The sequence below is a fragment of the Stenotrophomonas maltophilia group sp. LNF247 genome, assembly GCF_054083135.1.
The window spans coordinates 1-18,238 of sequence record NZ_JBSRQL010000020.1 but is presented as its reverse complement, the minus strand read 5'-3'; the positions used below and the strand labels follow the sequence as shown (position 1 = coordinate 18,238).

Genomic DNA, 18,238 nt, shown 5'->3' with positions numbered 1-18,238 from the left:
GACCAAGGTCGGCACCCACCCGATCAGCTGTAGCGCGCCTTCAGCATCGCCCACGCCGAGCGCAACGCCAGCGCTTCGCCACCGGCCGGACGGCCCGGGCGTTCGCCGTCGTTCCAGGCGTACACGTCCAGGTGCGCCCAGCGCTGGCCGTCTTCCAGGAAGCGTTCCAGGTACAGCGCGGCGGTCACCGAGCCGGCCATGCGCGAACCGGCGTTGGCCAGGTCGGCGATGCCGCTGCTCAGGTAGCGCAGGTAGGGGCGCCACAGCGGCATCCGCCAGACCGGGTCGCGGGTCGCGTCACCGGCCTGCAGCCACTGCTGGGCCACCGTGTCATCGTTGCTGAAGAGCGCTGGCAGATCCGGGCCCAGTGCGATGCGCGCGGCACCGGTGAGGGTGGCGAAGTCCAGCACCAGGTCCGGCTTCTGCTCACCGGCGAAGGTCAATGCGTCGCACAGGATCACGCGGCCTTCGGCGTCGGTGTTGTCGATCTCCACGCTCAGGCCCTTGCGGGTGGCGATCACTTCACCCGGGCGGAACGCCTCCGGACCGATCGCGTTTTCCACCGCCGGCACCAGCAGGGTCAAACGTACCGGCAGCCCGCGTGCCATCACCAGGCCGGCCAGGGCCAGCGCATGCGCGGCGCCGCCCATGTCCTTCTTCATGTTGCGCATGCCGTCGGCCGGCTTGATGTCCAGGCCGCCGGTGTCGAAGCAGACGCCCTTGCCGACCAGCACCAGCGACGGATCGGTGTCCTTGCCCCAGCGCAGCACCACCAGACGCGGCGCGCGGTGCGATGCGCGGCCCACGGCGTGGATGGCCGGGAAGTTGTGCTTCAGCAGTTCGTCACCGGTGATCGCCTCGACCTGCGCGCCGTGCGCAGCGGCCAGGGCGCGGGCAGCGTCTTCCAGCTGCTGCGGGCCCATATCTTCGGTGGGAGTGTTGACCCAGTCGCGCACGCGCAGGCTGGCGGTGATCAGGTCGGCCACCTCGCCGGTCGGCGCGGCTACCAGTTGCGCCGGTGCGCGGTGGCGCTTGCGGTAGCGGTCGAAGCGGTAGCTGCCCAAGCCCCAGCCCAGCTGCAGCAGCGCCTGTTCGGCGGCCGGCAGTTCGTTGGCCAGCTGCCACACGCTGCCTTCCGGCAGGGCGTGCGGGGCATGCGAATAGCTGTAGGCATCGGCGCGATCACCCACACCGATCACCGCTCCGGACAGGCCATCGGCGCCGGGCAGCAACGCCGTGGTGAAGGCACCGGCGGTGAAGCCCTGCGATGCCAGCCAGGCCTGGGTGGCGGCCGGTTGGCCGTCCTTCCAGGCGGCGAACTGCTCGCGGTCCAGCACGTACAGCGGCAGCGCTGCGGCGGTGTCGGCAGTGAAACCAGTGATCTCGCTCATGCGTCAGGTACTCCGGAGTGCGGCGGCGTCGAGGTTGGCATCCAACCAGTCGGCCAGGCCGGTGAGGGTGTCGAACTGCAGGTCCGGCTGCAGCTGCGGATGGGTCCAGGTGGCTGCCTCGCGGTTGATCCAGCACCCGCGCAGGCCGGCGGCAATCGCCCCGGCCACGTCCATGTCGGCATGATCGCCGACGTGCAGTACCTGTGCCGGCGCGACACCCAGTCGGGTGCAGGCAGCGTGGAAGATGCTGGCTTCGGGCTTGGCCGCGCCGTGTTCGCGCGCACCCAGCTGGAAGGCGAAATGATGGGCCAGGCCGACCCGTTCCAGGTCGGCATTGCCATTGCTCAGCGCCGCCACCGGAACCCGCGCGGCAATCCGTGCCAGTGCATCGATCGCATCGGGATAGCACTCCACCTGGTTGCGTGCGGCGTAGAACACTTCATACGCAGGCTCCAGCAGATCGAGGCTGGCACCGCTGGTGTGCAGTGCTTCGTGCAGGGTCAGCCGGCGCAGCGCACTCAGGTCGTGGTGGAGGTGCGGATGGGCGTGGTACAGCCGCTCGCGCAGTTCGCGCATCGCCTCCACCGGATACATCGCGGCGGTAGCGGGGCTGTGTTCGCACATCCAGGCGTGCAGGACCTGTTCGATGCGGGCGCCGATCGGAGCGAACGGCCACAGCGTGTCGTCAAGGTCGAGGGTGATGGCTTGGACGGGGAAATTCACCCCGCCATTCTACCCCTGCCCGCGCGGGCTTTCATTCCAGCAGGCGTGCCCAGCCCTGCATGCCGTCCAGGCGTGCCAGCACCAGCTTGATGCACACCAGCAGCGGCACCGCCAGCAGCAGCCCGATCATGCCCCAGGCCCAGCCGAACACCATCAGCGCCAGGATCAGCACCAGCGGCGACAGCTTCATCCGACGGCCCAGCACGATCGGGGTCACCATCTGCCCTTCCAGTGTGTGCAGGCCCAGGTAGGCGGCTGCGGGCAGCAGGGCCTGCAGCGGGTCGCGGAACTCGACGAAGCCCATCAACAGCATCAGCGCCACGCCGATCAGCGGACCCACATACGGCGCAAAATTCAGCAGCGCGGCCACCGTGCCCCACAGCAGCGCTTCCTGCAGGCCGATACCGAGCAGCATCAGCACGCCGGCGAACACCAGCCCGACCAAGGTGTTGATCACGCTGATGGTCAGCACGTAACGCGAGACCTCGCGTTCGATCGAACGCAGGATGTCGGTAGTGAAGCGCTGCTGCTGGCGGTTGGGGAACAGGGCGATCGCCGCGCGCTGCAGGCTCTGCCCGTAGATCATGAAGAACAGCGTCAGCAGCACCACGGCCAACACCGAGGCAGCCAGCCGCGGTGCACGGGTCAGCATGCGGTAGGGGTCGTCGAGCTGGGTGCGGATCACCTGCACCTTGTGGTTGCTGTCACCGCCGGCCACACGGGCGAAGTTTTCCGCCGCCTGGTTGGCCTGCTGCACCGGCTTGGTCAGGTTCTGCACCTGGCGGGCGACCTTGCGCAGCTGCTGCGGTGCTTCCTGCGCCCATTCCATCGCCGGTCCGATCAGCTGCACGGCCAGCGAACCGGTCACGCCCAGGCCCGCACCGAGGATCAACAGCGCGCCCAGCGCGCGCGGAATCCACAGCTTCTGCAGCAGGCGCAGGATGGGATTGCCGACCAGCGCGAAGAACATCGCAAGCAGCACCGGCAGGATGATGTCCTGCGCCGCCCATAGCGTATAGCCCACGGCCAGGGTCGCCAGCACAACCAGCGACATCGGTCCGCGTGGGCGCGACGGGGGCGGCAGCGGTGCCTCGGATGCGTCGTGGCCGGCCGGTGACGGGGACAGGGAGGACTCGCTCATCGACGCATCAGCCGGAAAGGGGAGCGCATTATCCGCCGGCCGCGACCGGCGCGGCGGATTCCAGGGATCAACGTTCGGACAGCTCGGTGGCCGCCTCGGCCGGGCGCGGTTCGCGCAGGTCCGGTTCCGGCTCCGGCTCCGGCACAGCTCGCGCTGCCGCTGCGGGACGTGCTTCAGCGGCGGAGGCCGCTGCGTGTGCCTGTTCGCTGGCATCGCCGGCTTCTTCGGCCGCATCGTCGGCGGTGGCCGCCGCCTGCGCCGCCATCGCCGTGGCGAACGCCGCCTGCGCACTGGCGAACAGGTTCGAGACCGAACCCACCATCTGCAGCCAGCGCGCACCGTTGACCTTGCCCGGCATTTCCAGCTTGCCGGCAATGAAGCCACCGGCCAGGCCCACTACCACGATGCGTAGTGGCGACCAGCCCTGGCGCCAGACCTGGCCGAGCGTGGACCAGTGGTCCTGGGTCTCGACCAGACGCACGGTTACCACCTGTTCGCAGCGCTTCACCCGACGCTGCAGCGCACCGAACTTCATGGCTTGCCCTCTGGCAGCTCCACATCGGCATCGGGGTCGTCTTCGCTGGGCTCGTCGAACAGGCCCAGGCGGGACAGCTGGCGCCGGGTGGCGTGCATGCCGGTGTGGTGGAAGAAGTAGGACACCCGCCAGATCGCATAACCGGTGACGGCCAGGCTCAGCAGCGAGGTGATCAGCAGTGCCTGCAGCCAGCTCAGGCCCCAGCTTTGCAGCAGCGCGATAAGGGTGGCGGCCATCAGCAGCCAGGCCGACGCACCAAATACGATCGCTACGCCGGCCCAGGCCAGCGCGCGGCCGAAGGCACTGCGTGCCAGCGCGAAGTCGGCCGAGGCCAACCGGCGCAGCGAACGCAGCGAGTGCTTGGCCGAGTCGGCAGCGGCACGACCGGCCGCGCCGACCTGGCGGATGCTCTCCTCCAGCGGCGGGGTAGCCGCCGGATCAGGGGCTTGCGCGTTGTCTTCGCTCACGCCGCGGCTTACTTGTCGCTGCTGCCGCGGGCCAGCTTGGCGATGATCCAGCCGGCCGCGAAGGCAACACCGAACGAGGCCAGCGGACGCTCACGGATCAATTCGGCGGCGCTGTCGATCAGGTCCTTGCCCTTGTCCATCAGCGCATCGACCTGCTCCTTGGCGGCGGCACCACCAAACTCGGCAGCGGCCAGGCCGGACAGTGCACTGTCGGACAGTTCAGCCTTGACGTTGGCCTTGCCGATGCGCAGTTCGTCGGTCGCGGCACCGGTGGCGCCCTTGATCGCACCGCCGGCGGCGCTGGCGGCCTGCTTCAGGTGGGAACCGGCTTCACCCAGGTGTTCCTTCAGGTTCTCGGTATTGGTGGGGCTCATCGAATCACTCCTGTTGCGATGGGGGAACGGCGTCGGCGCTGCCGACCTGGACTGACAGCAATAGCATTGCCGGGGTATAGGGGGTGTTACGGCAGGGCGATCAGCGCATCACGAGCTGGCCCTGCTGCTGGCCGTTGTTGCGCAGCACGCGCACCACCAGGGTCGGCGGGCGTTGCTGGAAGTTGGCGCGCCAACTGGCCAGGTCGGCGAATTCGCCCACGGTGGCGTCGGTGATGATGTCGCCCTGCTGCAGGCCGTTGCTGGCAGCGCGGCTGCCGCGCTTGACCTCGCTGACCAGCACGCCGCCGACACCGGATTGGCGCAGTGACTCGGGCAGGTCGACGAAGGTCGCGCCGGTCAGGCGCGGGTCCAGGCTCTCACCGGTGACCGCGCGCGCCTGTTCCTTCAGTGTCGCCTTGATCTGCAGTGGCTTGCCTTCGCGGCGTACGTCCAGCGTCATCGCGCTGCCGACGGCCGCCAGGCCTTCCACGTTGTGCAGGGCCTCGGCGCTGTCCACGCGCTGGCCGTTGGCCGACACCACCACGTCGCCCGGCTTCAGCCCGGCTGCGGCGGCGGCCGAGCCGGCCAGCACGCGGGTGATCAGCGCACCGCGGGTTTCGCCCAGGCCCAGGCCCTGCGCGATCTGCGCGGTCAGGTTCTGGCTTTCCACGCCCAGCGTGCCGCGCACCACCACGCCGTGCTTGACCAGCTGGTCGACCACGCTGCGCGCCAGGTTGGAAGGAATCGCCAGGCCCAGGCCGATGTTGCCGGCCATGCTGCCCTGCGGGTTGAAGCTGGCGGTATTGATGCCGACCAGCTGGCCCTGCAGGTCGACCAGCGCGCCACCGGAGTTGCCCGGATTGATCGACGCATCGGTCTGGATGAAGTTCTGGTAGCCCAGCCCGCGGATGCCGCTGCGGCCCACCGCCGAAACGATACCCGAGGTAACGGTCTGGCTGAAGCCGAACGGGTTGCCGATGGCCACCACGAAGTCGCCTACGCGCAGCTGGTCGCTGTTGCCGAGCTTGATGTCGGTCAGGTTCTGCGCCGGGATGCGGATCAGCGCGATGTCGGTATCGCGGTCCGAGCCGAGGAACTCGGCCTTGACCGTGCGCCCGTCCGCCAGTGTCACCTGTACGTCATCGGCGTTGTCGATGACATGGTGGTTGGTCAGCACCAGCCCCTCCTTGGCGTCGATGATCACGCCCGAGCCCAGCGATTCGTTGATGCGTTCCTGTGGGATATCCGGGAACAGGCGGCGGAAGAACGGGTCGTTGAAGAAGGGGTTGCGCACGCGCACCACCTGCTTGGTGTTGACACTGACCACCGCCGGCATTGCCTTTTCCAGCATCGGTGCCAGCGACGGCACCGCCTGACCGGCCACCGAAGCCGGCAAGGCCGCCGTGGTCGGCAACACCGCCGGCAGCGGCGCGGCGTCGGCACGGTTGTCCATGTGGGCATTGATGCCGGTGGCAACGAAGCCACCGAAGGCGGCGGCGATTGCGAGCGTGAGCAGGGTAGGAAGCGGTCGCATGGGAGTCGGTTCGCTGGCGTGGGTGGGGGCGGTACGGCCCTACGGTAGAACAAGCTGAATGAGTGTGTCGCGATCTGGATAAATGCGCCATGAAAACGCCATGCCCGGAACCCGGGCCAACATCGCTACCGTGGGCCGCAGGCGGCAACGGCGGAGGTTCCTCGCACTGTGCCGACGTCTGCCCAAGCGCGTGGGTATGCAGGCCGATGCTTGCGCAGTTCTGCGCATCCCGATGCCGCGATGCGCCATATCGCATGCCTTTCGCTACGTCCGGGCGGGTGTGCGCACGCAGCCCCTGCCGCTGCCCGTATCGTGCGGCGCAGCACTGAAAAAAAGGGGTTTCCCGTCAACACATCGTACTCGCGAGGGTACCCGACTACACCATTGCCGTCGCATCAGATGCGATTGCTCGTGCGTGCCCCGTTCCACGATCGTCAATGTCGGTATAGCATCGCCCCGTTTTGATACTTAAGGCCCCCAGGAGGGCAACATGAGCAACGGTAATGGTGTGTCGGTCGTGACCGACGCCGTCGAGAACGTCAAAGAAACCGCCACCAACGTTGGCGAGACCATCGCCCACGCTGCCGAAGACGCAGTGCAGTCGGTCAAGAAGACCGTCAAGCGCGCCACCAAGGCTGCCGGTACCCGCGTTGCCAAGGCCAAGAAGGCCGTGGCCAAGGTCGAGAAGACCGTTGCCAAGAAGGCCGAGAAGGCTGCCAAGTCGGTCGGCAAGACTGTTGCCAACGCCAAGAAGAAGCTGGAAGCCGCCAAGAAGAACGCCAAGGCCGAAGCCGCTGCGCTGAAGAATGAAGTGGCCAAGAAGAAGGCGGCTGCAGGCAAGGCTGTGACCAAGAAGGCCGCCGCTGCCAAGAAGACCACCAAGGCCGCCACCAAGGCTGCCGGCAAGAAGGTCGCCACCGCGAAGAAGGCCGCCACCAAGAAGGCTGCCGTCGCCAAGAAGGCCGTCGGCAAGAAGACCGCTGTTGCCAAGAAGGCAGTTGGCAAGAAGGTCGCTACCGCCAAGAAGGCCGTGGCCAAGAAGACCGTCGCCGCCAAGAAGGTTGCTGGCAAGAAGGCCGTGGCTGCGAAGAAGGTCGTCGGCAAGAAGGTTGCCGCCACCAGGAAGGTCGCCACCAGGAAGACCACGGCCGCCAAGAAGGCTGTCGGCAAGAAGGCTGCCGTCGCCAAGAAGGCCGTCGGCAAGAAGACCGCCGCTGCCAAGAAGGCTGTCGGCAAGAAGACCGCCGTTGCCAAGAAGGCAGTGGGCAAGAAGGTTGCCGCCACCCGCAAGACGGTTGCCAAGAAGGCTGCGCCGCTGAAGAAGGTCGCCGCCAAGAAGGCTCCGGCCAAGAAGGCCGTGCGCAAGGTCGCCAAGCGCAAGTAATCGCGCCGTGACCGAAGGCCCTGCCACCCCCGGGTGGTGGGGCCTTTCGCGTTTCAGGGACGCGGTATGGAGCAAGATGCAGGTTCTTCCTGCTGGAGCCCGGGGCATGCGCGGTATTGACTTCAGTTCCTGGCAGGGCGTGCTGTCCACCTTGGCCGGCCTGGTCCTGATCACCCTGCTGGGCGTGGGCATCCGCCTGCTGGTGATGCAGACCCTGCAGCAGCGCCGCGAGCGCGAGAACCGGCAGATCAACGAACGGCTGCGCACGCTGATGGCGGCCTACAAGACCCTGGGCGGTTCGTTCACCGGCGAACTGGGTGTGGACCCCAGCCATCGCCGTGACCTTCGCCAGCGCGAGGATGCAGAGGGCATTGCCGAGCCCCGCTCGGATCGCGCGCGCCGCATCCGTGATGCCGTGGAAGCGGCGTTGTCGGACATCCTGCTGCTGGGCACCGACGAACAGGTGCGGCTGGCCGCGCGTGCCGCCAATGAACTGGCACAGGGGCGGCCGGTACATACCCATGAACTGGTGGTCTCGCTGCGCGACTTCGTGCGCGAAGCGCTGGATCTGGCGCCGATTCCGACCGACCTGCAGATACCGCCGCAGGGGCCGACCCGGCCGGGGGGCGCCAGTGTCGGCGGCAAGGGCCGCAACGACGGCGACGCCAAGGGCGGTCGTGCGGGTGGAGGAGGTGGCGGTGGCGGAATGGGCGCTGGGATGGGCGGTGTGGGCCTCGGCGCTGGCGCCGCACTGGGCGCCGGCCATGCCGCTGCCAGCGATGAAACGGACGCGCGCTGAGCACGTCCGCCCGGTTCAGCGCGTCAGTTCGTAGATCGGCACGAAGCCGCCGTAGATCATCCGCGCGCCGTCGAACGGCATCGGATTCGTCGCCGGATCAAACCTTGGGTCTTCCATCATCTTCTTCATGCCGGCGTCGCGGATCGGCTTGTCCGGCCATTCGATCCAGGAAAACACCACCGTCTCATCCGGCGTGGCTTTCACCGCGCCGAAGAAGTCGGTGGTCTTGCCGTGCGGCACGTCATCGCCCCAGCACTCGACCACGCGCAGCGCGCCGTATTCGATGAAAACGGGATCTCCTGTGCGTGCGGGGGCGAGGAACTTCTCCTTGTTGGCGGTGGGCACCGCCAGGACGAAACCATCGATGTAGCTCATTGCCTGCCTCCGGATGGACCGTGCCGCATGCACGGCCTTCAAGTACCCGACGAACCAGGGCGTCGTGGATCGACATCCTGTGTGCGCCTGTTCAGCCCGGGCCACCGGGCAGCGGCGCCAGCACCGTATCCGGTGGCTGCTGGCCGGCCAGGTGGCGCACGAAGTAGTCCCACATGCGGTGCGTGTAGGTGGCGTCGTTGCGGAACAGTTCGTGGTCCTGCCGGGCCAGGTACAGCAGGTCGTAGCTGCGCTGGGCCTTGTTCAGGGCGGCGGCCAGCTGCAGGGTCAGCGCCGGTGGCGCGTTCTCGTCCAGTTCGCCATAGACCAGCAGCAGATGCCCGCGCAGGTTGCCGGCCAGTGCCGCATTGTCGAGCCCGGCAAAGGGCGCCGGCACGCCTTCGGCAGTGGGCGTGGCCGGCAGCACCCCACCGAACAGCCGGTCCATGCCGTGCAGGGCGCCGCCGTACATACCCTGGAAATTGTGGCTGCCAGCCGAGGCCACGCCCACCTTGTAGAACGTGGGATAGCGCAGCAGGGCGCGCGCTGCACTATAGCCGCCGAACGAATGCCCGTAGATGCCGACCCGCTCCAGGTCGATGCCCGGGTAGCGTTCGCCCAGCTGGCGCAGCGCAGCCACATGGTCATCCAGCTGCACATCGGCGGCGCGCAGGAAGCTGCTGTCATGGAACGCCTTGTTGCGGCCACCGGTGCCGCGCGCATCGATGCTGACCACCATGAAGCCGAGTTCGGCCAGGCTGGCGCGGGATACCGGATTCAGGGCAGACACCGCCTCGGCGTAGGTCACCGGCGCATTGCTGATGAAGGAACCACCGTACATCGCGTCGATCACCGGGAAGCTGCCATCATCGCGATAGTCGCGGGGCAGGTAGACGGTGGCGAAGATCGGCGTGCGTCCATCGGCGGCCAGCAGCCGTTCGCGCCGTGGTGCGCGCCAGCCGGCAGCAACGATCGCGCTGTCATCGGCTGTTTCCAGCACCATCACTTCACGTCCGTCATCGCTGGCCCGCAGCACGGTGCGTGGTGGCTGGTCGAGACGGGAAACGGTATCCACCAGATACCCACCGCCAGGCGACAGCGCCTGGGGAGCGCGCGCCCCGAACAGCGCGCCGGTACCGGCATCGGCCATGTGGTCGTTGCCATCGGCGGCAAGGCGCTGGATCGGACCGCCCTGCAGCGATACCCGGTACAGGCCGCGCACGTAGGGGTCGCCACCGTCGACGCCACCGGCGCTGAAGTACGCCCAGCCACCCGCAGCGTCCACACCCAGCAGGTCACGCACCACCCATTTGCCGCGGGTGAGCTGGCGCAGCACCTTGCCATCGGACAGGCGCACCCGGTACAGATGGCCCCAGCCATCGCGCTGCGAGAACCACACGGCGGTGTCCTGCCCGGGCAGGATGGCCACCGCGGGCCGGTTGTAGGAATACACGTTGAGCTGGAGGCGAGTGTCGCTGGCTTCTTCCACAACCGTGCGCAATGCACCGCTGTTGGCATCGATCTCCACCAGGCGCAGCCTGCGCGGCGTGCCGAAGTGCGCGATCACGGCATACAACCGATCGCCGTCCCAACCCAGGATGCCGGCCTCACTGAGCGTGTTCCAGCCCTCGGGCAGCGCGATGTCATGCTGCCTGCCGCTGGGGATATCGATGACATACAGGCTGTCGCATACCTGCTGTGCATCGCCCAGTACCCCCAGCTTCACGGTATGCACGCGCGGCCGCGCGCTGTGGGTCGGGCTGCTTTCCAGATAGGGATAGTCCTGCAGCGCGCGTTCGTCGTAGCGGATGCCGGCTGCGTAACGGCCATCGGGTGACCAGCTCACCGCAAACGGTCGTGCCGGCATCCGGCCCAGACGGCGTGGAATGCCGCGCAGGGTGAAGTCCGGCAGTACGCCATAGCCATGCCCAGCTTCACCGCCCTGGGTCAGTCGCTGCGGCGCCGCTCCAGAGCGCTGCAGCCACAGGTTGTGGTCGCGTACCTGCAGCCAGGCATCACCGCCGGGCGACGGCAGTGCATCAGCCGGCGGCAACGCCTGTTGTGCGGCCGTGCACTGCAGGCGTGGCCATTGGCAGTTGATCTCCGCCTCGCCGTTGAACTGCAGGCGCAGGCCATCATCCAGTACCTGCACGTTGTTCAAGCGCAGGCGTGGCCCGCTGGCACCCAGAGGTGCAACTGCGGCGTCCAGCGCATCGGGTTCGAACAGGATCTGGCGCGTAGCCTGGATTGGATTGACCAGTATCGCCTGGCGCCGGCCCTGTGTGTCTTCGCGTTCGTACCAGAAGCGCCCATCGGCCAGCCAGTGGGGCAGGACCGATGCATTGCGCAGCGCACCGCGCAGATGACTGTCATGCACGCGTTCGGCGCGCTGGTAGTCAGCCGCCTGCAGCGCGTGCGCAGCATGGATCGGAAACAGGGAAGCGCAGGCCAGGAGGGCGGCGCGAACAGGCATCAGCAGCGGATCAGAAACGTGCAAGGCAACCTCCTGTTGCAGTCGGTGACGAATCACAAATGCACGCGCGCCGCGCGCGTATGCCAGAAACAGCCTGAATCAAGCCAGAAAATTCAGCAATGCGAAGACCGCTGTTTTCAGGGAGCGTTGTGGCGAATAACGGAGAATTTACATTCCCGATGCGATGGCGCCTTGGCGCTGCTGCACACCATAAGAAAGTAAAGGTGTACCCCCATGAAGAATTCGCTGATTGCTCTGGCCCTGGCCGCTGCCCTGCCGTTCACCGCCTCGGCTGCTGAGAACCTGTCGTACAACTATGCCGAAGCCGACTACGCCAAGACCGACATCGATGCGTTCAAGGCCGACGGCTGGGGCGTGAAGGGCTCGTACGGCTTCCTGCCGAACTTCCACGCTTTCGGTGATTACAGCCGCCAGGAAATCGACCACACCAACATCAAGCTGGACCAGTGGAAGATCGGCGCCGGCTACAACGTTGAAATCGCCCCGACCACCGACTTCGTTGCTCGCGTTGCCTACCAGAAGCGCGACCAGAAGCACGGCCTGGACTTCAACGGCTACAGCGCTGAAGCCGGTATCCGCACCGCCTTCGGTGCCCACGCCGAAGTCTACGGCATGGTCGGCTACGAAGATTTCTCGAAGAAGCACGGCATCAATCCGGAAGGCCAGTGGTACGGTCGCCTGGGTGGCCAGGTCAAGCTGAACCAGAACTGGGGCATCAATGGCGAGCTGAAGATGAACCGCGACGGCGACAAGGAATACACCGTCGGCCCGCGTTTCAGCTGGTAATAGCTTCCTCGGCGCGCCTGCGCGCTGAAGATGCCTCGACAGGCCCGGCGCATGCCGGGCCTGTTGCGTTGTGACGACCCGAAACCGCAGCTGAGCATGTTCCGGGGCCGCTGCTGCGTTGCAATAAATTGGATTCCGCTGCTCCCGGCGCGGCCCTACGGTGGGCACTTCGTATCGTCGGATCCATGTGATGCCGCCTGCCGTTCCCGCTCTGCCCCTCGATCGGCCCCGCCGCCTGGCAATGCTGGCGCCGCATCCCGTGCTGCGTCTGGGGGTGGAGGTGGTGCTTTGCCAGCACGGTGGCGTGCAGGTCTGTGGCAGCTTCACCCGCGAAGCTGATCTGCTCGATCTGCTGCAGCGCCAGCCGGATGGCATCGACCTGCTGCTGATCGACCTGCTGGCGCCCTATGGTCCCGAACAGGGCCTGTCCCTGTTGCGGCTGTTGTCGCGGCGCTGGCCGCTGCTGCCGGTGCTGGTGCTGTCTGCGCACTGCAATGCCAGCATGGTGACCATGGCGATGCAGGCCGGCGCGCGCGGCTTCCTGTCAAAGGGAACCACGCCGGCGATGCTGCGGCGCGCGGTGGAGGTACTGGCCCGTGGCGGCCGCTTCGTGCCCCCGGAGCTGCGCACGCAGCTGAACCGATCACGCATGCGGCGCACACCGGCGCCGGTGCTGACGCCCTTGAGCCGACGTGAGCGCGAGGTGCTCCGGCTGGTCCTGCAGGGCTGCACCACCGGGGAGGTGGCGCGGCGCTTCGGGCGCACGGCCAGTACGGTCAGCACGCAGAAGCGGACGGCGTACGAGAAGCTGGGCATTCACAGCGATGGTGAGCTGTTCCGCATCCGGCACCTGCTCGAATGCGGATGAGCGGGCTTACTCGCCCTGGTACTGCTTCTCTTCCACCAGCGCCGAACCGGCCACGCGGTTGATCTCGTTCTTCACCTGCACGCGCTCGCCATTGGTGCCATAGACACCGCGTGCCAGCTGGATGAAGCCATCGTCGAACACCTGGGCCGCTTCCTTGTCGCGCAGCTGGTCCTGGATGTCCCACATGCGCTCGTTGATTGCCTTCAACTGCTGCTTCAGCACGGCCAGCGCCGGCTGAGCCTGCAGCTGCTGCTGCAGCAACGGCAGCAGGCCGTCCAGCTCGGTGCGCACGTTGCTCAGCTTGGCCGCATCGTCGATGCGTTCGGCCTTGATCTCGAGAATGGTGATCTTGTCGATCAGCTCGCCGATCGATACCGGGGTCAGGATGGCGTCCACGCGGTTGGTTCTCTGGAAACAGGGCACCATGATACCGCGCTGCCGGCATGTGGCCCCGATTCACGGGATTTACGCCGAATTTGCGCCGCGGCCCCGGCAGCACCCTCGATCCGTTACGGCCACCGCCTCGACACTGCGTTCCCGGCGGCATAACCGCCTTCGACGAGGAACACAGTGCAGTGAACAGCAAGGGGATGATGGCGGCGGTGGTGGCCGCCCTGGCAGGGCTGCTCGGGATCGGCAGCGCGCAGGCACAGGTACAGGTCAGTGGCAGTGCGGCGTTGACCAGTGACTACGTGTGGCGTGGCAGCTCGCAGAGCGACGGCGACCCGGCGGTGCAGGCGGGTGCGAAGGTTTCGATCCCATCGGGTTGGTACGCCAGCGTGTGGGGCTCCAACGTTTCGTTCAAGCCGGACAATGGCGCGCGCAGCGAGTTCGACCTGGTGGCCGGCTGGTCCGGTGCGCTGGCCCCGGACTGGACACTGGATGCCAACCTGACCCGCTACATGTACCCGGGCACCGGCCGCGCGCTGGACTGGACCGAACTCAGCACCACGGTGAGCTGGAAGCAGCGCGCCTGGTTGCAGGTCGCCCATTCCAACGATGCGTTGGCCGGTGGCCATCGCGGTACCTATGCCCAGCTGGGCGTGCGCGTGCCGCTGCACGAGCGCGTCCGCCTGGAAGCAGCGGTGGGCCAGTACTGGCTGGCCACCGCGCAGGGCCCGGACTACCTGCATGGGCAGCTCAGTGCCATTGCCACGCTGGCCCCGGCATGGGAGCTGCGTGCCACCGTGCATGACACCGACAGTGCGGCCAAGCGCCTGTTCCCGGGCAATGCCGGTGGACGATGGGAGCTGGCGCTGCAGGGCAGTTTCTAGTCGGCCACCGAGGCCTGGCGCGCATGCAGCGCGCCGGGCAGCCACAGCAGCAGGGCCAGCACCGCCACCGCAGCACCGGCTACGCAGACGCCGGTCCAGCCGAAGCGCTGGTAGACCTGCGCCGACAGCAGCGAACCCAGCGAACCGCCGATGAAGTAGCCGGTCATGTAGCCGGCATTGAGGCGGTTGCGCGCTGCCGGTTGCAGTGCATAGATCAGGTTCTGGTTACTGACGTGCAGCAGCTGCGCGGCCAGGTCCAGCACCACCACGCCGACCAGCAGCGCCAGCAACGAGTGGGCCGACAGCCCTAGTGGCAGCCACGAGAGCAGCAGCAGCGCCAGCGCGATGGCGGTAGCACGCCCGGTCTGACCACGGTCTGACATGCGGCCGGCCAGGCCGGCCGCCAGCGTGCCGGCCGCGCCGACCAGCCCGAACAGGCCGATGGTGGCGTCGCTGTAGGCATACGGCGGCTGTGCCAGCAGGAACGCCAGTGGCGTCCAGAAGATCGCGAACATGGCGAAGCTGCAGGCGCCCAGCAGCGTGCGCTGGCGCAGCACCGGTTCCTGCACGAACAGCACGCCGATCGAGCGCAGCAATGCGAAGTAGCCAAGGCCGGCGCTGTGGTGGAAGCGCGGCAGGCCGCGCTGCAATGCCAGTGCGGTCAGCACCAGGGTGGCAGCGGCGATCGCGTACACCAGGCGCCAGTCGCCCAGGCTGGAAAGCAGGCCGGCCACGGTACGTGCCAGCAGGATGCCCAGCAGCAGGCCGCTCATCAACGTGCCGACCACGCGACCGCGATGTTCCGGCGCGGCCAGCGTGGCCGCGAACGGCACCAGCACCTGGGCGACCACGGAGAACAGGCCGGTGATCGCGGTGCCCGCCAGCAGCCAGGCCAGCGACGGCGCACAGGCACTGATCACCAGCCCGCCGGCGGACAACAGGCTCATCACCACGATCAGGCGCCGGCGTTCGAACAGGTCTCCCAGCGGCACCAGCAGGATCAGTCCGGCGGCATAGCTCAGCTGCGCGGCGGTGACCACCATGCCGACCTGGCCGAACGGCACACCGAAGGCATCGGCAATGGTATGCAGCAGTGGCTGCGCATAGTAGTTGCTGGCCACGGCCACGCCGGTGGCGACCGACATCAGCAGCACCTGCCAGCGGTGCAGGGGGGGGAGGGACGGACTCACGCGGTATTCCACAAAGCGGGGTGCACAGTGTCCGCCTGCTGCGACCATGATGGAAATGAATCATCATCATCCATGCCATCTGGAAACGAGATAGCTGGATGAATCTCAAGCAGCTCGAATTTGCCGTCGCCCTGGCCGAAGAGGGCAATTTCACCCGTGCCGCCGAACGCTGCCACGTGGTGCAGTCCGCGTTGAGCCACCAGATTGCCTACCTGGAGCAGGAACTGGGCACGCCGCTGTTTGAACGCCTGCCGCGCCAGGTACGGGCGACGGCGGCCGGTGAGGCGCTGCTGGTGCACGCACGCCAGGTGCTGGCCAGCCTGCGCCACCTGCGCGCTGACGTGGCCGCGGTGAGTGGCGAGGTGCGTGGCCTGCTGGCGATCGGGCAGATTTCCTCGCTGACCGGCATCGACGTGGTGGCGATGCTGGCAGCCTTCCAGCAGGCGCACCCGCAGGTGGAGTTCCAGCTGCGGGTGGACAAGAGCGAGGATCTGATCGCGCAGGTGCAGTCGCGTGAATTGGACGTGGCACTGGTGGGGTTGGCGCCCTCGGCCGGCCTGGACGGGGTCTGCCACCAGATGCTGCAGGAAGAAGACCTGGTGGCGGTGCTGGCGCCGTCGCACCGCTTGGCCCGGCGCAAGCGGCTGCCCTTGACCGAACTGCAGGATGAAGCGCTGGTCGACTTCCCGCGCGGCACCGGTGCGCGGCGGCAGACCGACGATGCCTTCGCCGCCGCCGGCCTGCCGCACGCGGTCCGCTTCGAGGTCAACCTGATGGAACTGGTCGAGCGCTTCGTCCGCCATGGGCTGGCGGTCGGCATCGTGCCGGCGTTGATCGCCGAAGGCTTTGAAGGCGTGGTGCGGATTCCGCTGCAGCCGACCCCGACCCGCCGCGTGCACCTGGTCTGGCAGCGGCTGCCGACACCGGCGGCGCGGGCGTTCGTCGAGGCCGTGCTCAGCCGCGCAGGCGCAGGCTCAGGCCCTTGAGGAAGTTGCGCAGCATCTGGTCCAGGCAACGCCGGTAGTTGGCGTGCCCGGGTTGGCGGAACAGTGCGCCCACTTCCGACTTGGAGACATTGAAACCGGCGCTGGCGAAGATCTCCATCAGATCGACGTCGCGCAGCTGGAACGCCACGCGCAGCTTCTTCAGCACCAGGTTGTTGTCGATGCGGGTCTCCACCGCGCGCTGCGGCTGGTTCTCGTCACGACCGCGCAGGTGCACGATCAGGCCGTCGAGGAAGTGCGCCAGCGCGCTGTCGCTCATCGCCTCGAAACCGGCTTCGTCCTCGCGGCGCAACCAGGCCTTCACCTGCTCGGTCTCCACGGCGAAGGCCGGGTCGGCCATCTGGCACAGGGCCACCACGTGGTGGTCGCCCAGGTCCAGGGAGTAGCGCACGCTGCGCAGGACATCATTGTTGATCATGGTCCAATTGTAGCGGCCCCTGGCGTGTCACCGGAGTGTCATCGAACTGCAGCATCGTGGGCACTCGTTCGCTGAGACCCTTGCATGCGCCGGTATCTGTTTTCCGCACTGCTGCTCGCCAGCAGCTTCGCTGCCTTCGCCCAGGACCGCTTCGTACCCGTCGAGCGGCGCCTCAGTGCATCCCAACTGGCCGAGGTCGGGCTCAGTCCAGCGCAGTTGCAGGCACTGAACCGGGTACTGCGCGAGGCAGAGCGCGCGGCCACCGGGCCGACGGCAGCGGTGGCCCCGGCCCCCGCCGCTGCGCCGCTGCCTGCCAATGTGCCGGCACCGGCAGCAATGCATCTGGGCCTGGAAGAAGGACCGGTCAATGCACGCGTGGTCGGAGAGGTCGCAGGCTGGCAGCCCGGCACGCTGTTCACCCTTGATAACGGCCAGCAATGGCAGGTGATGAAGGGGCAGATGAAGCTGCGCAAGGTGCTGCAGTCGCCGCAGATCGCCGTTGTTCCAGGAATTGCCGGGCGCTGGTTCCTGCAGGTCGACGAAGACCTGCCCAAGGCCCGGGTATTCCGCGTGCGCTGAGCCGCGCACGCCTCGGGCGTGGTCAGCCGGCATCGGCAACGCAGGGGCGGGCCGACGGTGCCAGAATGGGCGTCCGGTTTTTCCCCCTGGAGTTGCCTGATGACCCGAACTGTCCTGATTACCGGCGCCACGTCCGGCTTCGGCGCCGCCGCCGTCCACCGCTTCGCCCAGGCCGGGTGGAAGGTGATCGCCACCGGCCGCCGCGGCGAACGCCTGCAGCCGCTGGTCGAGCGCTACGGCAAGGACGTGGTTCACGCCGCCGCCTTCGACATCCGCGATCCGGTGGCGATGGAGGCGGCCCTGCTGGCACTGCCGCCTGCGTTCGGCCAGATCGATCTGCTGGTCAACAACGCGGGCCTGGCACAGGGTACCGCGCCGGCACAGAGCGCCAAGCTGTCGGACTGGACCACGATGATCGACACCAACATCACCGCGCTGGTGACCTTGACCCATCGCCTGCTGCCGCAGCTGGTGGAGCGCAAGGGCGCGATCATCAACATCTCGTCGGTGGCCGGCGTCTACCCGTACCCGGGTGGCAACGCCTACGGTGGCACCAAGGCGTTCGTCAGCCAGTTCTCGCTGGGCCTGCGTTCGGACCTGCACGGCACCGGCGTGCGCGTGACCACGATCGAGCCGGGTATGGCTGAAACCGAGTTCACCGTGGTGCGTACCCATGGCGACCAGGCGGCATCGGACAAGCTCTATACCGGCGCCAACCCGATGACCGCTGAAGACATCGCCGAACAGATCTTCTGGGTGGCCAGCCTGCCGCCGCACCTGAACATCAATCGCCTGGAGCTGATGCCGGTCAGCCAGTCCTTCGCCGGTTTCCAGGTCGCCCGCGAAGGCTGACCTGCGTCGCGGGTCCCGTAGAGCCGAGCCTATGCTCGGCTTCGTCTGGATTC

Annotated in this window: 20 protein-coding genes; 8 read left to right on the top strand and 12 right to left on the bottom strand. The window is 67.3% G+C overall.

Going from position 1 to position 18,238, the window contains the following annotated elements:
• Positions 1 to 23: 23 nt before the first annotated feature.
• The 7 genes from ACTXG9_RS16995 to ACTXG9_RS16965 form a co-directional block, all read right to left on the bottom strand.
• Positions 24 to 1,391 carry a leucyl aminopeptidase family protein gene (locus tag ACTXG9_RS16995; protein ID WP_021204734.1) on the bottom strand — a complete coding sequence of 456 codons (1,368 nt, stop codon included), beginning with the start codon at positions 1,389 to 1,391 and terminating at the stop codon, positions 24 to 26.
• Positions 1,392 to 1,394: 3 nt separating this feature from the next.
• Complete coding sequence (locus ACTXG9_RS16990; RefSeq protein ID WP_021204735.1) at positions 1,395 to 2,114, bottom strand: HAD family hydrolase; 720 nt, start codon at positions 2,112 to 2,114, stop codon at positions 1,395 to 1,397.
• A 31-nt stretch (positions 2,115 to 2,145) separates the two neighbouring features.
• Positions 2,146 to 3,255, bottom strand: a complete 1,110-nt coding sequence (locus ACTXG9_RS16985) for an AI-2E family transporter (protein ID WP_019661808.1) — start codon at positions 3,253 to 3,255, stop codon at positions 2,146 to 2,148.
• 67 nt (positions 3,256 to 3,322) lie between these two features.
• Positions 3,323 to 3,790 carry a hypothetical protein gene (locus tag ACTXG9_RS16980; RefSeq protein ID WP_021204736.1) on the bottom strand — a complete coding sequence of 156 codons (468 nt, stop codon included), beginning with the start codon at positions 3,788 to 3,790 and terminating at the stop codon, positions 3,323 to 3,325.
• Positions 3,787 to 4,257 carry a phage holin family protein gene (locus ACTXG9_RS16975; protein ID WP_111097669.1) on the bottom strand — a complete coding sequence of 157 codons (471 nt, stop codon included), beginning with the start codon at positions 4,255 to 4,257 and terminating at the stop codon, positions 3,787 to 3,789. The genes ACTXG9_RS16980 and ACTXG9_RS16975 overlap by 4 nt, the downstream gene beginning before the upstream one ends.
• Before the next feature lie 8 nt (positions 4,258 to 4,265).
• Complete coding sequence (locus ACTXG9_RS16970) at positions 4,266 to 4,631, bottom strand: hypothetical protein (RefSeq protein WP_010486932.1); 366 nt, start codon at positions 4,629 to 4,631, stop codon at positions 4,266 to 4,268.
• A gap of 100 nt (positions 4,632 to 4,731) precedes the next feature.
• Entirely contained in the window at positions 4,732 to 6,165 is a 1,434-nt protein-coding gene (locus ACTXG9_RS16965) for a Do family serine endopeptidase (protein WP_019661805.1), read from the bottom strand.
• Positions 6,166 to 6,655: 490 nt separating this feature from the next.
• Between ACTXG9_RS16965 and ACTXG9_RS16960 the strand changes: the two genes are divergently transcribed.
• On the top strand, positions 6,656 to 7,549 hold the full coding sequence (locus tag ACTXG9_RS16960) for a histone (protein ID WP_111097668.1): 894 nt from the start codon (positions 6,656 to 6,658) through the stop codon (positions 7,547 to 7,549).
• Positions 7,550 to 7,655: 106 nt separating this feature from the next.
• Positions 7,656 to 8,348 carry a hypothetical protein gene (locus tag ACTXG9_RS16955; protein ID WP_021204738.1) on the top strand — a complete coding sequence of 231 codons (693 nt, stop codon included), beginning with the start codon at positions 7,656 to 7,658 and terminating at the stop codon, positions 8,346 to 8,348.
• A gap of 15 nt (positions 8,349 to 8,363) precedes the next feature.
• Here ACTXG9_RS16955 and ACTXG9_RS16950 read toward each other — a convergent pair whose 3' ends face one another.
• Both ACTXG9_RS16950 and ACTXG9_RS16945 read right to left on the bottom strand, forming a co-directional pair.
• On the bottom strand, positions 8,364 to 8,723 hold the full coding sequence (locus ACTXG9_RS16950) for a DUF1428 domain-containing protein (RefSeq protein WP_456115759.1): 360 nt from the start codon (positions 8,721 to 8,723) through the stop codon (positions 8,364 to 8,366).
• A 91-nt stretch (positions 8,724 to 8,814) separates the two neighbouring features.
• Positions 8,815 to 11,217 (bottom strand): S9 family peptidase, encoded by a 2,403-nt coding sequence (locus ACTXG9_RS16945; RefSeq protein ID WP_111097666.1) that lies wholly within the window; start codon positions 11,215 to 11,217, stop codon positions 8,815 to 8,817.
• Between the two features lie 210 nt (positions 11,218 to 11,427).
• Here ACTXG9_RS16945 and ACTXG9_RS16940 point away from each other — a divergent pair, with 210 nt between their 5' ends.
• Together ACTXG9_RS16940 and ACTXG9_RS16935 are read left to right on the top strand one after the other, a co-directional pair.
• A complete protein-coding gene (locus ACTXG9_RS16940; RefSeq protein WP_456115758.1) occupies positions 11,428 to 12,000 on the top strand; it encodes an OmpO family porin in 573 nt (190 codons plus the stop codon).
• Positions 12,001 to 12,190: 190 nt separating this feature from the next.
• On the top strand, positions 12,191 to 12,868 hold the full coding sequence (locus tag ACTXG9_RS16935; protein WP_021204740.1) for a response regulator transcription factor: 678 nt from the start codon (positions 12,191 to 12,193) through the stop codon (positions 12,866 to 12,868).
• Between the two features lie 6 nt (positions 12,869 to 12,874).
• Here ACTXG9_RS16935 and ACTXG9_RS16930 read toward each other — a convergent pair whose 3' ends face one another.
• A complete protein-coding gene (locus tag ACTXG9_RS16930; RefSeq protein ID WP_031270855.1) occupies positions 12,875 to 13,264 on the bottom strand; it encodes a DUF6165 family protein in 390 nt (129 codons plus the stop codon).
• A gap of 179 nt (positions 13,265 to 13,443) precedes the next feature.
• Between ACTXG9_RS16930 and ACTXG9_RS16925 the strand changes: the two genes are divergently transcribed.
• Positions 13,444 to 14,142 carry a TorF family putative porin gene (locus ACTXG9_RS16925; RefSeq protein ID WP_021204742.1) on the top strand — a complete coding sequence of 233 codons (699 nt, stop codon included), beginning with the start codon at positions 13,444 to 13,446 and terminating at the stop codon, positions 14,140 to 14,142.
• Here ACTXG9_RS16925 and ACTXG9_RS16920 read toward each other — a convergent pair.
• Complete coding sequence (locus ACTXG9_RS16920; protein ID WP_329842601.1) at positions 14,139 to 15,287, bottom strand: MFS transporter; 1,149 nt, start codon at positions 15,285 to 15,287, stop codon at positions 14,139 to 14,141. The two genes, ACTXG9_RS16925 and ACTXG9_RS16920, sit on opposite strands and share 4 nt — an antisense overlap.
• A 143-nt stretch (positions 15,288 to 15,430) precedes the next feature.
• Here ACTXG9_RS16920 and ACTXG9_RS16915 point away from each other — a divergent pair, with 143 nt between their 5' ends.
• Entirely contained in the window at positions 15,431 to 16,318 is an 888-nt protein-coding gene (locus ACTXG9_RS16915) for a LysR substrate-binding domain-containing protein (RefSeq protein WP_021204744.1), read from the top strand.
• On the opposite strand, the gene ACTXG9_RS16910 is transcribed toward ACTXG9_RS16915, so the two are convergent.
• The gene (locus ACTXG9_RS16910; protein WP_019661796.1) at positions 16,287 to 16,754 is read right to left on the bottom strand and encodes a YehS family protein; all 468 of its coding nucleotides are present in this window, start codon (positions 16,752 to 16,754) and stop codon (positions 16,287 to 16,289) included. The two genes, ACTXG9_RS16915 and ACTXG9_RS16910, sit on opposite strands and share 32 nt — an antisense overlap.
• Before the next feature lie 84 nt (positions 16,755 to 16,838).
• On the opposite strand from ACTXG9_RS16910, the gene ACTXG9_RS16905 reads away from it, so the two are divergent.
• Positions 16,839 to 17,333 carry a hypothetical protein gene (locus tag ACTXG9_RS16905; RefSeq protein WP_021204745.1) on the top strand — a complete coding sequence of 165 codons (495 nt, stop codon included), beginning with the start codon at positions 16,839 to 16,841 and terminating at the stop codon, positions 17,331 to 17,333.
• Positions 17,334 to 17,432: 99 nt separating this feature from the next.
• A complete protein-coding gene (locus tag ACTXG9_RS16900; RefSeq protein ID WP_021204746.1) occupies positions 17,433 to 18,185 on the top strand; it encodes an SDR family NAD(P)-dependent oxidoreductase in 753 nt (250 codons plus the stop codon).
• Positions 18,186 to 18,238: the final 53 nt, after the last annotated feature.

Excerpts from the sequence above, each read along its gene's own strand:
- ACTXG9_RS16995 (WP_021204734.1), bottom strand. The coding sequence starts at position 1,391 with ATGAGCGAGATCACTGGTTTCACTGCCGACACCGCCGCAGCGCTGCCG.
- ACTXG9_RS16985 (WP_019661808.1), bottom strand. The coding sequence starts at position 3,255 with ATGAGCGAGTCCTCCCTGTCCCCGTCACCGGCCGGCCACGACGCATCC.
- ACTXG9_RS16980 (WP_021204736.1), bottom strand. The coding sequence starts at position 3,790 with ATGAAGTTCGGTGCGCTGCAGCGTCGGGTGAAGCGCTGCGAACAGGTG.
- ACTXG9_RS16970 (WP_010486932.1), bottom strand. The coding sequence starts at position 4,631 with ATGAGCCCCACCAATACCGAGAACCTGAAGGAACACCTGGGTGAAGCC.
- ACTXG9_RS16965 (WP_019661805.1), bottom strand. The coding sequence starts at position 6,165 with ATGCGACCGCTTCCTACCCTGCTCACGCTCGCAATCGCCGCCGCCTTC.
- ACTXG9_RS16960 (WP_111097668.1), top strand. The coding sequence starts at position 6,656 with ATGAGCAACGGTAATGGTGTGTCGGTCGTGACCGACGCCGTCGAGAAC.
- ACTXG9_RS16955 (WP_021204738.1), top strand. The coding sequence starts at position 7,656 with ATGCGCGGTATTGACTTCAGTTCCTGGCAGGGCGTGCTGTCCACCTTG.
- ACTXG9_RS16950 (WP_456115759.1), bottom strand. The coding sequence starts at position 8,723 with ATGAGCTACATCGATGGTTTCGTCCTGGCGGTGCCCACCGCCAACAAG.
- ACTXG9_RS16940 (WP_456115758.1), top strand. The coding sequence starts at position 11,428 with ATGAAGAATTCGCTGATTGCTCTGGCCCTGGCCGCTGCCCTGCCGTTC.
- ACTXG9_RS16935 (WP_021204740.1), top strand. The coding sequence starts at position 12,191 with ATGCCGCCTGCCGTTCCCGCTCTGCCCCTCGATCGGCCCCGCCGCCTG.
- ACTXG9_RS16920 (WP_329842601.1), bottom strand. The coding sequence starts at position 15,287 with ATGTCGGTCGCCACCGGCGTGGCCGTGGCCAGCAACTACTATGCGCAG.
- ACTXG9_RS16915 (WP_021204744.1), top strand. The coding sequence starts at position 15,431 with ATGAATCTCAAGCAGCTCGAATTTGCCGTCGCCCTGGCCGAAGAGGGC.
- ACTXG9_RS16910 (WP_019661796.1), bottom strand. The coding sequence starts at position 16,754 with ATGATCAACAATGATGTCCTGCGCAGCGTGCGCTACTCCCTGGACCTG.
- ACTXG9_RS16905 (WP_021204745.1), top strand. The coding sequence starts at position 16,839 with ATGCGCCGGTATCTGTTTTCCGCACTGCTGCTCGCCAGCAGCTTCGCT.
- ACTXG9_RS16900 (WP_021204746.1), top strand. The coding sequence starts at position 17,433 with ATGACCCGAACTGTCCTGATTACCGGCGCCACGTCCGGCTTCGGCGCC.